General features: G+C 50.1%; 8 protein-coding genes. All 8 read left to right on the plus strand.

Annotated elements, in window-relative coordinates:
* Positions 1-32: 32 nt before the first annotated feature.
* The 8 genes from F456_RS23490 to F456_RS0106650 all read left to right on the plus strand — a co-directional run bounded on the left by F456_RS23490 (position 33) and on the right by F456_RS0106650 (position 12,217).
* Positions 33-2,045, plus strand: a complete 2,013-nt coding sequence (locus tag F456_RS23490) for a PAS domain-containing sensor histidine kinase (RefSeq protein WP_018976219.1) — start codon at positions 33-35, stop codon at positions 2,043-2,045.
* Between the two features lie 48 nt (positions 2,046-2,093).
* Positions 2,094-2,744: a response regulator transcription factor gene (locus tag F456_RS0106620; protein ID WP_018976220.1), complete on the plus strand. Its 651-nt coding sequence runs from the start codon at positions 2,094-2,096 to the stop codon at positions 2,742-2,744.
* Positions 2,745-3,005: 261 nt separating this feature from the next.
* Positions 3,006-3,425: a chemotaxis protein CheW gene (locus tag F456_RS0106625; RefSeq protein ID WP_018976221.1), complete on the plus strand. Its 420-nt coding sequence runs from the start codon at positions 3,006-3,008 to the stop codon at positions 3,423-3,425.
* 15 nt (positions 3,426-3,440) lie between these two features.
* A complete protein-coding gene (locus tag F456_RS21950; protein WP_018976222.1) occupies positions 3,441-5,567 on the plus strand; it encodes a chemotaxis protein CheA in 2,127 nt (708 codons plus the stop codon).
* A gap of 87 nt (positions 5,568-5,654) precedes the next feature.
* Complete coding sequence (locus tag F456_RS21955; RefSeq protein ID WP_018976223.1) at positions 5,655-9,743, plus strand: methyl-accepting chemotaxis protein; 4,089 nt, start codon at positions 5,655-5,657, stop codon at positions 9,741-9,743.
* Positions 9,744-9,828: 85 nt separating this feature from the next.
* Complete coding sequence (locus F456_RS0106640) at positions 9,829-10,653, plus strand: CheR family methyltransferase (protein ID WP_018976224.1); 825 nt, start codon at positions 9,829-9,831, stop codon at positions 10,651-10,653.
* A gap of 5 nt (positions 10,654-10,658) precedes the next feature.
* A complete protein-coding gene (locus tag F456_RS0106645) occupies positions 10,659-11,711 on the plus strand; it encodes a protein-glutamate methylesterase/protein-glutamine glutaminase (RefSeq protein WP_018976225.1) in 1,053 nt (350 codons plus the stop codon).
* Between the two features lie 53 nt (positions 11,712-11,764).
* Positions 11,765-12,217: a chemotaxis protein CheW gene (locus F456_RS0106650; RefSeq protein WP_018976226.1), complete on the plus strand. Its 453-nt coding sequence runs from the start codon at positions 11,765-11,767 to the stop codon at positions 12,215-12,217.
* Positions 12,218-12,660: the final 443 nt, after the last annotated feature.

Here is a 12,660-nt window from a genome sequence, read left to right on the forward strand (position 1 = left end):
GGCCTGCGGAAATCTGGGAGTGATTATCGATTTTGCTCGTACAAACTCATCTGGAATTAACGCTGCTGTCGGGTTTTATCTTGTTAACTTTGTTTTCCGGCGGTCTGCTGTTTTATATTAAAAGAACCAGCGTCTGGTTGAAGAAATCCGAAAGCCAGCGCGGCTATTACCGATCGCTGTTTGAACAGCAGCGAAACGTCATCATTGAGGTAGGGCTTGACGGTATTATTACAGGGCTTAACCCTTATGCGCAACGCTTGGTCAGAGACGCATATACTGCCTGTATTGGAGAACCGCTGCTGAAATTCGCTTTTCCGGAGCATAGAGACCAAATATCAGATGCATTCAATCGGGCCGCCTGCGGAGAAACAAGTATCATCGATCAAATTTCGGTATTTTTGTCCCCGGAGCATATGCATTGGCACGTCACCTATAGCCCGGCTTACCGTGAGGGCAGGATCAGCGGCGTGTTCATTACTGCGGTCAACTGCACGGATACACATAATCTGCAGCTCGAATTGGAGCAGAAACAGACCAGCTACGAACAGGTCGCGGACAGCATTACGGACATTATTATCGTTCTCGATGAAGATCTGGTTCCCATGTACGTATCGCCATCCTTTGAAAAGAAGCTTGGCTATGAAAGAGGGCCCTACCTGTTCTCCCATCCCGTTACCGAATACGTTCCGGAAGAAGTGGCAGCGAGCATCCGCAGAAAACGAGATGAACTTCAAAACGGCGAATTCATATCCAATTTCGAATTGAAATTTCCTCAAAACGACGGAAACATTATTGATTTGGAATGCAGCGCTTCGCCAATGCTTAACGATCAAGGCAAAGTTAACAGATTGATTGTCGTACTGCGAGATATTACCTTGCGAAAAAGTGCCGAACAGGCGTTGATAGACGGCGAATCCCTGTATTTAAAGCTTCAGAACAGTCTGGATCATTTCTCGGAAGACGGTTCCCGGATGATGAAAGCGGCCGAGCTGGAGCAGCGGTTGGTGGGGGAACTGAAAGGGATTTTAAATACGAATCAAGTGTCCATTTTGGAAACGGCTGGCTTCCAACACTTTGCCTGCCGTCAGGGGAATTTGCCTTCGGAAAAGAAGCTGAGCAAGCTCCAAAGTTATCGTGAAATTCGTCTTCCAGTCGGCCACATTTTTAAATTGGACTCTGCTGCCTTTTTCGTGATCGGGAATCGACGGGGTATGGTTCAGCTTGTATGGTTGGAAGTCTATCCGCCGGAATTGGAAAAAGCTCCTGTTCGGATCTGGCTTCAGACGCTCGCCCGTTATATCGATTCTTTTTATGAAAATATACTCAAAATCAAAGACCTTACAGATGAATTGGAATCTTTAACGCAGAAACAACGCACACCGGCCTGGCTGCTTCGACTGATGTATGCCGTATCTGAAAAGGAGCGTCGAGGGGTATCCCAGGATCTTCATGATGCCGCTCTGCAGGAACAGATTATTTGGTACCGTAAACTGGAAGTGCTTCAATATTCGGAAGATATGAGTGAGCCGGCAAAAGAAGAAATACGCCGTGTCTGCGATGGACTGCTGGATGTTATTCATCAGATTCGGACTACCTGTCATGAACTGAGACCACCGTTCTTAAAAGAGTGGGGAATTGGTCAAGCTCTCGAAGCTCTGCATGATCAAGTGCAGCTGCGTGCCGATTATCGGATCGATTTTGACCAGAAGGGATTTACCGCCAAGCTTGAAGATGAGCAGATGATTGCCTTATACCGAATTAATCAGGAACTGCTGAACAATGCGATCAAACATTCGGAAGCGACGGAAGTACGGTTGTCACTAACCGATCATAAAGACGGGGTGCTGATGACTTATCAGGATAACGGCATCGGTATTCCGGAAACCAAGCTGCAAAATCTGTTATCTACCATGGGACTGTATGGCATGCAGGAGAGGGTAAGAAGTCTGGAAGGGGATATGCAGATCGACTCCTCGCCGGGCCGCGGTCTTACAATTCATGTTCATCTTCCGCGAATCCACGCTGCGGCGATTGCTGCTGTATAGGCCGCACCTAGTGTTACCGTTTATTTTACTGCCGAATACGGAGGATTTATGCTGAATATACTTTTACTTGACGACCACCCTGCCGTTACGGAAGGAACCAAACTGATTTTGGAAAAGGATCAGGAATTTCGGGTAACGGCTTTTGATAAATTTGATGGACTGATCGAAATTGTCCAGCAGCAGCATTTCGACGTCATGTTGTTTGATTTATTCATGCCTCCTTTTAACGGGATCGATCTCGCATCTGAAGTGATTAAACATGTACCGGATGCCTGCATTTTGATTTACACGGGCTTTGATATTGGTCCGCATTTAAATCGTCTGATTGATGCCGGACTGTCCGGTTATGTACCGAAAACGTCTACTCGCGAGCAGTTGGTCGGAGCGATCCGGTGCGCCATGCGCCGGGAAGTCGTACTGCCGCTTGATGTATTCCGCGATATGCGCAAAAATCAGCAGGAAGCTGTGGCGGAGCGCCCGGCTTCGAGCAGACCTTCGCTGCTTGAGCGCGACATCGAAATTTTGCAGCAGATATCTCAAGGCAAAGGAAATCGTCTGATTGCGGAACAAATGTGTATGAGCCAGCGTTCCCTGGAATACCAGCTGACTCATCTCTTTCAAAAACTTGGCGTCAAATCGAGAATCGAAGCGGTTGGCAAAGCCAAAGATATCGGAATTCTCGATCAGATTGTGATATAGATACAGTATTCATATATCAAATTGAATGTAATTAAAGCCCGGATTCCTTAGTGGAGTCCGGGCTTTTGTCGTTAGCATGCTATGGGTTTTACGAGAAACATTCCGCGCATATTCGGTTTGCGGAGCTGCGCAAAAAGGTTTGCGCGGTCCCGAATGCTTTTTTACGGTTACCAAAGTGTGTTGCGCGACTATGATAGAAGTACGAGAAATAGAAAACAAAATTAACTATGGGTTTTAGTCCCAATGAAAGGCGAGATTTACATGGAGGAATCCGGTCAACAATTTATCGCGATCGAACTTGGCAGTGAGCGATATGCGCTCCCCATTTCTCATATTCATGAAATCATCAAGATGCAGAAAATTACGGTTGTGCCAAACAGTCGTTTCTTTATGGAGGGTGTGACAAATCTCAGAGGTAAAATTGTGCCGATCATCAATCTGCGCAAACGCTTCAGCATGGAAGAAGTGTCCGCCACTCGCACGACCCGAATTGTCGTAGTCAATCATCAAGATGAGATTGTAGGCATGGTAGTCGATCGGGTACGCCAGGTCATTCAGTTCAATTCTATCGAAGATGCGGGAGACAGCACATCAGGGATCGACAGCCATTATTTTTCGGGAATCGGTTACTTGGACGACGATTTTATAACCATTTTGAATATTGGAAGTACGCTGCGATGAAGGGAGGCAAGCAATGTGAATCGTGATGAATTAATGAGGTTTTTTCTCGAAGAAGCCGACGAACAGCTGCAGCTGCTTGAACAAGAAGTATTAAGGCTGGAACAGGATGGAGGAGCGGAAGCGACGATCCAATGCATTTTCCGTGCCGCTCATACCTTGAAAGGTTCCTCTGCAGCAATGGGATTTGAAACGATGAAAAATTTGACGCACGAAATGGAAAATGTGCTGGATCAGATTCGCGGCGGAAAGCTTGGAGTCGACAAATCGATTATCAATGTGCTGTTCCTCTGTCTCGATCAGCTGAACGATTTTAAGAAGCAGATTGAAGATCGGGGAGATTGCGAAGGTGACACCGGCCCGCTCGTTGAGCAGTTGAAGAAACTGATTGGCGGGGATAAGCAGACGCAAGCCCCGCAGTCCGTGCAGACGTCCGCTCAAGACCTTTTTGGACAAAAAGAGAGGGACCTGCTGGAAGAAGCAAAAGCGGAAGGATTCCGAGGCTGGACAGTTCGTCTGCTGATTTCCGAAAGCTGTGAGATGAAGATGGCCAGGGCATTTATTTTGAGAAATCGAATGGAAGAATGTGTGAAAGTGGTGGCCATGCATCCGGGGTTGGAAGAGATCGATGAAGAGGCAATGGGGCCGCTGGAGGTAACTTACCTGATCGCCTGCCTCAAAGAAAGAGTCGATATTGAGGATCATCTGGCATTGGTTATGAAAGATGAACCGGTAGAAGGGTTTGAGCTGCTGGATGAGCATTTGAAACAGCCAGGAAGAACGGAGACTTCCGCATCGAGCGAAGAGCTTAAATTCGCGGGAAATCAAGCTTCTCCAGAAGAAGAGAGCCTTTCTGTATCAACGGCTCCAGCGATATCCGGCTCCGCTAAGAGTGAAGGAGACGAGCCTCGCAGAGTAACCGGGCAAAGTGTCCGTGTCGATGTTGATCGGCTGGAAAATCTGATGAATCTTGTCGGCGAACTGGTTATCGATCAGACGAGGATCGCCCAGGTGGGGGGGCTGCTGAGAGATCTGGTGAGCAGCGACGCCGACGATACCATGGACGAATTCGACAGTATCGCCAACCATATTTCCAGAGTAGTCGGAGAGCTGCAGGAAAGCGTAATGAAGACGCGTATGCTGCCGATCGAACAGCTTTTCAATCGCTTCCCGCGAATGATTCGGGATTTGGCGCAGAAGATTGACAAGCCGATCAATCTGCTGCTGGAAGGCAAAGAAACCGAATTGGATCGGACAGTAATCGAAGAGATCGGCGATCCGCTGATTCACCTCCTGCGCAATAGTGCGGATCACGGCATTGAAGGTCGGGGAAAGCGTCTGGCATCCGGTAAGCCGGAGGTAGGAATGATCCGACTGAAAGCCGCTCATCAAGAAAATCAAGTTGTGCTCACCATCGAAGACGACGGTGGGGGGATCGATGCGGAGAAAATCAAACAGTCGGCGCTGAGCAAGAAGCTGATTACCGAGACCCAGGCTGCCCAAATGTCTGAGCAGGAGCTGATCCACTTGATTTTCGCGCCGGGTTTCTCGACTGCCAAGGAAATCAGCGATGTTTCGGGACGCGGAGTCGGGATGGATATCGTTCGCAGTCATATCGAGAAGCTTAATGGCATTATCGACGTGGAAACAAAGCTGGGCGAAGGGACCAAGTTCACAATTAAACTTCCGCTCACACTGGCCATCATGCGCGGTCTGCTGATCCGGATCCATCATTCGACTTATGCGCTTCCGATCAGCAGCGTTGCCGAAATTATGCGGCTGCCGCGCAAGGAAATTCATTCAATCAAAGGCCAAATGGCCGTTCGAATACGGGAGCAGGTGCTTCCTCTAGTATGGATACACGATCATTTCAATGTACCGAGACCTGCAGTGCGCAGCGACGATAATGTCTTCATTGTGATTGTGGGCGCAGCGGAAAAGCGAATTGCGCTTGTTGTTGACGAGTTGGTGGGCAACCAGGAAATCGTTGTAAAGTCGATGGGTTCTTATGTAGGCAAGGTAGACGGGGTATCGGGGGCCACGATACTGGGAGACGGCGGAGTGGCACTGATTCTCGATATTACTGGTATTTTCAGTCTGTTGAGCAGGGACAAAGGGCTCCCTCATGACAGCTTGGCCGTATAAAAAGGTCTGATCAGACAGCAAGATTGCCCGGATCGTCTAACTTACAAAGCGTCTATTGACATTGAGTATATTTCAGGGGGAATTAAGATGGGATTCACATCGAAGATCGCAGCCAAACGAATTAACGAACTGGGCATCGAACGTCATGTTGTTCAAGCCTCGCAGGAAGCGCACACACTGGATCGCAGTTTAACCGATATTTCAGGTCGGGCAGGACAGTTGGCGGAAGGTACGCATGTTCAGGCAGGTACGGCGGAAAGCCACGCACGCGGTGCCAAAGAACTGGCTGAATCGCTTGAGGAACTGGCGGGACATTCGGATAAAACGAAACGTACGCTTCAAGATACGACAGAAACATCAGGTAAGCTTTATCGCTCGTTGGAGCAGCAGGCGGAAGCGGAACGCAGGGCGGATCGGTTGATCGACGAGGCATCCGAAAGTATTCGTTTCGCCGGTATCGGAGCTTCCTCGCTGGTGAAGCAGGCGGATGAGGCGGTAGAGGCTTCTTCTCAAACGGCATCATCGGTTCGTAATCTGAACTTGTCATACGAAGAGGATCTGCGTACGGCCAAACAGGCTGCAGCCGCTGCGAGCATAGCAGCCGGAGTTTCGATGTCGCTGAAACCGAATGCGGAATCTGTTCAAGAAGAAATCTCTCTAGCAGGGAAAGCCGCTGCTTCGGCGCTCGCCAAATTCCGTGAGATCGGCAGCGAAACGGCTTCGCTGCGGCATCATACAGAAAGTACAGCGGATTCTGTCGAGGGTATTTCCGAACAGATCGAAACGATGGATGCTTCCATCAAGAGCACAGCCGACAGTGCCGAGAGTCTGACGGCTTCTGCGGAAGAAACGGCTGCTGCGATTCAAGAAATGGCGGCTTCCATTCAGCAGGTCGCGGGCAACGCGGAAAGCACAGCGGGATCGGTAGAGCAGATCTCCGCTTCCATCGAAGAGATGGGAAGTTCGATCAAAGGAGTAGCCGTCAACGGTGAAAGCCTGACGGCTTCCGCTCAGGAAACGACCGCAGCTGTTCAGGAAATGATCGTTTCCATTCAGCAGGTTGCAGGCAACGCGGAAAATACAGTCGGATCGGTAGAACAGATCTCCGCTTCTATCGAAGAAATGGGTGCATCCATTAAAGGTGTTGCGATCAATGCCGAAAGTCTGACCGGCTCTGCAGAAGAAACGGCTGCTGCGATTCAAGAAATGGCCGCTTCCATTCAGCAGGTCGCGGGCAACGCGGAAAGCACGGCGGGATCGGTAGAGCAGATCTCCGCTTCCATCGAAGAAATGAGCGGTTCAGTTAAGGGAGTCGCAACTAACGCGGAAAGCCTGACAGCTTCCGCAGAGGAAATGACGGGCGGCGTCCAAGAGATGGTCGTTTCGATCGAGCAGGTTGCAGGTAATGCGGTCAGCACTACAGCTTCCGTAGAAGAAATTTCCGCATCGATCGAGGAGATGGGCAGTTCTATTCAGGGAGTAGCAGTGAATGCCGAAAGTCTGACGGCTTCCGCAGAAGAAACGGCTGCCGCAATTCAAGAAATGGCGGCTTCCATTCAGCAGGTTGCAGGCAACAGTGAAAGCACAGCCAGCTCGGTGGAACAAATTTCGGCATCGATCGAGGAAATGAGTCATTCTATTCAAGGCGTGGCCAACAACGCCGAAAGTCTAAGTGCTTCCGCCAAGGAAACAACGGATGCTGTTCAAGAAATGGTTGCTTCCATTCAACAGGTAGCCGGCAACAGCGAAAGCACAGCCAGCTCGGTGGAGCAGATTTCCGCTTCGATTGAACAGATGAGCAGTTCGGTAAAAAGCGTGGCTCGCAATGCGGAAGATCTTCAGCGATACACGGGAGATACCTCCGCTTCCGTCGAACAAATGGCCGCTTCGATTGAGCAGGTGGCTCGTAATGCCCAAACGGTCAACGGCTTGGCCGAAGAGGTGAGAACGGATGCGAGAGACGGAGAAAAGTCTATCGTACAATCCGTACAAGGAATGAAAGAAATTGCCGAGGTCGTTACCCAGGCTTCCAGCGTAATGCTCAATCTGGGCAAAAGCTCGGAGGAGATCGGCAGCATTATTGAAGTCATTGATGATATCGCGGAGCAGACGAACCTGCTGGCGCTGAATGCGGCTATCGAAGCGGCGCGTGCGGGAGAACATGGAAAAGGTTTCGCAGTTGTGGCAGATGAGGTTCGTAAGCTGGCCGAGCGCAGTGCAAAGGCAACCAAGGAAATTGCACAGCTGATCAAAGGTATCCAGTCCGAAACATCGGATGCAATTAAAGCGATCGACCTGGGTACAGAGAAAGTCGAACAGGGAACGGTGCTGGCCGACGAAGCCGGCGTTGCGATCCGTAAAATTGTAGACGGAATCGACCGAATTACAGGCGAGGTGTCCCAAATCACAACAGCCACTGTTGAACAGGCAAAAGGAGCCGAGACTGTCGTTGAATCGATCTCAAGGCTTGTTGAGCAGTCAGAGATGGTAACGCTGGCGACGAAGGAGCAGGCGTCGGGGGTTGAAGAAATCGTCAAAGGCATCTCCAACGCCCGTGAACAGGTTCGTCAGGTAACAGTGGCTACGCGCGAGCAAGCCAAGCAGGGGGAAAGTATTGCACAGGCTGTTGAAAATGTAACGAAGCAGGCCCAGATGGTATCGGCTGCAGTCAAGGAACAGTCGATGGGTGTCGGCGAAATTATCCAAGGGATTGTCAATGCTCGCGATCAGGTTGGTCAAATCAGCAGTGCAACGGTTGAGCAGGCCAAGCAGAGCCGGGAATTGGTCACTGCCGTTGAAAATGTAACGAGACAGGCAGAAATGGTAACGATGGCCGTAAGCGAACAGGCTAACGGTGTAAAAGATATTATTCTCGGCATTACCAATGCCCGTGAGCAGGTTCGTCAAGTATCGACTGCAACAGTTGAGCAGGCTAAGCAGGGCAGAATGTTGACCGAAGCTGCAAGCAGCATGACGAAGCAGGCAGAAATGGTGACAGCTTCGATCAAAGAACAAGCTCAGTCGGTTGATGAGATTGTCAAAGGCATTATCAACGCCCGTGATCAGGTTGGCCAAGTGACTTATGCTGCGGTCGAAATGGCCAAGCAGAGCCGCGAAATTGTTTCCGCAGTCGAGAATGTGACCAAGCAGTCGGAAATGGTCTCAAGCGCTATGATCGAGCAGGCGGAATCCGCTCAGGAAGTTGCAAAAGGAATTGCCGAGGCCCGTGAGCAGGTCAGACAGATTACATCCGCTATGAGAGAGCAGGCTGAGCAGGGCCGTAACATCGCATCTGCAGTCTCCAGTGTATCCGAGCAGGCGGAAATGGTTGCTTCAGCCGTGAAAGAACAGGCGGCGAGCGTAGAAGAAATTGTACAGGGAATTGTCAGTGCCCGTGAACAGGTCGGACAGATTACTTCGGCTGCCGTTGAACAAGCCCAGCAGAGCCGTGAAATCGTCAAAGCGGTCGAAAATGTGACAAAACAGTCGGAGAATGTGGCTGCATCGGCTCGTGAACAAGTTGCGGTTTCGGAAACGGTCGTTACCGGCATTCGAAATGCGAGAGAAAAGCTGGTTCTGATCCGCACGACTCTCTCCGGACAGCTTGACAGCGGAACGGATGTAATCGAACGCTTTGAAGAGGCGACTGCCAACAGTGCACAAGCTTCGGATGCTGCAGGACGTCTGGTCCAAGAAGCTGGTACGGCTTGGGAGCGTTCCGAAGAAGCGTTCCAAGCGGCGGAAGAACTCGTGAAATCGATCGCCAACCGTGAAGCGAATCTTCGCAAACTGGAAGAGCAGAGCCTTACGGCTGCCGAATCCGCACTTGTCATTCAAGGCGGAACCAATGAACGAATCAAGCAAATTCAAGTGTTGGAGCAGACATTTGCGGACATTCGTGCTGCGCGCAAACAATCGGAGTTCGAAGCACAGCTTCAGCTAAGCCGAGCACTTGGTGAACGTGCGGACGATGCATTCCGTTCGGTTAGCGGTTCCTCCGATATGCTTCGTCTTGCCGGCGACCAAGGAAGGAAATTGGCTCGCGAAGCGAAGGAAGCGGGAGAGTTCACGCTGCGGTTCGCAGACGAACTGCGTCGTATGAGCCAGAGCTTTGCAGAAGCGACAGAACGCGCCCAGACAGTTAGACACTCTCTGAACAGCGTAAGATTTAACTAATTGAAATAGAAAGAAGATCCGTAAGCTGGCACAGAAAGTCCTTATGGACGGTCTGTGCCATATTTTAAGGAAAGGAACAATAAATATGATGTCTGAAAAGTTAAATGCCGCGACCGCTCAAGAGAATACGCCGCTGGTCCGACTGGCCAATCTGATCTATCTGCACAGCGGCTTGAATTATCAGAACAATTTATTTACGCTGGAGCCTAAGGCTGCCAAGCGATTCAAGGAACTTGGACTGGATTGCGCCGCTTACCTTGAATTTTTGGAACGCAGCCCGCTTGAATGGGAAGTGCTGATGCAGCATGTCACGATTAACGAAACGTACTTTTTCCGCGAAGAAGCCCAATTGAACGAGTTGGTTAAGATTGCACAGCGAACTGCACCTGGAAGCGAGATCCGTATTTGGAGCTCGGCCTGTTCGACGGGAGAAGAACCTTATAGTCTCGGAATGATGTTGGAGAAGCATGGAATCACCCGCCGTAATCCGGTCAGCATCATCGGTTCGGATATCAACCTGCGTGTAATCAAAACAGCTTCAGAAGCTTTTTATTCTGCATCGTCACTATGTTTTCGAAGAACGGGCGATGAGCAGAAGAAAGCTTATTTTACAGAAGAAACAGGTGGTTATCGGGTAAACCCTTCGATTCGTGAGCTGGTTGAATTTCGCAGAGTCAATTTGCTTAATGATGACCAGGTAGAGTCGATCGGTCCGGTAGACGTCATTTTTTGCCGAAATGTCATGATCTATTTCGACATGGAGACCATCCGTACGCTTGTCGATCGTTTCCATCGTCTGCTTAAGCCGGGCGGCTATTTGTTTCTTGGACATGCGGAAACACTTCGAGGGCTGGACTGCGGTTTCGAAACGGTTAAAGAGAACGATACTTTCTTCTATAGAAAAGGGTGAGCAGTATGGGCAAGTATGGAGTTCTGATCGTCGACGATTCCGCATTTATGCGTCGTGCGATTACACTGCTGTTTGAAGCGGACCCTGACTTCTTCATCGCCGGTATCGCACGAAACGGCCGGGAGGCAATCGATAAAATCCAGAGACTGAAACCCGATCTCGTTACAATGGATGTCGAAATGCCGGAGATGGACGGTATTACCGCATTGGCGAACATTATGGAACATCATCCTGTACCGGTTGTCATGCTGAGCGTACAGACCGACGACGGAACGGAAGCGACGATTCGGGCCCTTCAATTGGGGGCGGTTGACTTCTTTTTGAAAGACCGACTGGTTCATGAACCGGACCGTTCGGCTGTCGTATTGGATTTTCTGGAACGGGTCAAGTCAGCGGCAGGCGCTAAAATTTCTCGTCCTGGTTCAGCTATGCCTGTCGTTTCCGAGCCAAAAAAAAAGCCGGAAGCCGTCCGCGCTCGTACCGCCGATCTGCTGGTTATCGGCTGCTCGACGGGAGGACCTTCCGCGCTGCAGTCGATCCTGCCTCGTTTCCCAAAAGATTTCCCGATACCGGTCATTGTTGTTCAGCACATGCCGCCGGGCTTTACAAAACCTCTTGCGGATCGCTTCAACAACCTCTGCGAGTTGGATATTTCCGAAGCTCAGGACGGAGACATACTGAAAGCCGGTACAGCTTACGTGGCTCCGGCCGGATTCCAGACGATTCTGGAACGCAAAGCAGACGGAAGCATACAGCTGAGAATTCGCTCCGATCTGGCGCCGAATGCCTTGTACAAGCCTTCAATCGATGTGCTGCTGACTTCGGCCGCTCCATTATTCGGAGACAGGTTGATTACGGCCATTTTGACCGGAATGGGAGTGGACGGAACGGCAGGATGCCGCGACGTCAAAAATCTTAAAGGACGGGTGATCGCCGAAGCGGAAGAAAGCTGCGTCGTTTACGGTATGCCCAAATCGGTATTTGAAGCGGGTCTAACCGATCGGCAGGTGACTCTTTCGCAAATTTATGCCAATTTGGTCGATCTAGCTTTCGAATAACTGCTGCCTTCCCTATAATAGAGACAAGAGTCAAGATGAGGAGGCTGCGTCAGATGTTCCATAATCAGACCGAACAGTACGTCGTTTTTAGAATCGAAGGGGAAGAGTATGGGCTGCCGATCGAGAATGTGCTTCAGATCGTAACCGTACCGGAAGAAGTTCCGGTGTCGGACTATTATTCCGCCGTAAGGGGAATGATGAAGGTTCGCGGAAAAATCATGCCGATATTCGATGTCAGATTCGCTTTTGGTTTCGACGAAGCCGTTCCCGATCCGAAACAGAGAATATTGGTTACGGAATTGGGACGCCTGACAGTAGGATTGATCGTGGATGAAGTAACCGAAGTGCTTAAGGTCGGAACCGAAGCTCCTCTGATTGCGGATGGCCGGAGCCGGGGGAAGAAGAAAGGGAGCTTTTTTACCGGTATGTATAAGACAGAAGATCGAATTGTAATGCTATTTGATCTTCAGGAAATGTTGGAAGAGGAAGGTCTTGACGTTGGTTAAAGCACACAAATACCCCCGCATCCTTGAATTAACAAGACTGCGGGGGGTTATTCGTTATAATCAGTATTCAATTTTATTCGTTCCTCCTGGTGATGAATCCAATCCACATGCTTGACATGGCGAACAATTTTCTTGTGTTTCCAGTCTTGCCGATTGGCGTATGCTTCACAGCTTTCGTCAATCGTTTAGCGGTTTGTTTCCTTAATTTTTTCTTGCCCGGGTCCTGCATCCGTACTCCGTCTTATCGGAGCTAGCTGCATATTCGCAGCAGTGCCATGTCGTTTTGCATATGGGGGTGAGTTCCCGCATACATCGATCCCACGAAAAGTGTTTTCACGGACACCTTCCCTCAGTGTGAATCGTTACAGTATGCTTCGCTTTCGCTATTGCATTGGAATCCTGCTCCTTTCTACGCAAGGTCTAATCCTGCTCGAAACGGCTTC

The organism is Saccharibacillus kuerlensis DSM 22868, assembly GCF_000378145.1.
Taxonomy (GTDB): domain Bacteria; phylum Bacillota; class Bacilli; order Paenibacillales; family Paenibacillaceae; genus Saccharibacillus; species Saccharibacillus kuerlensis.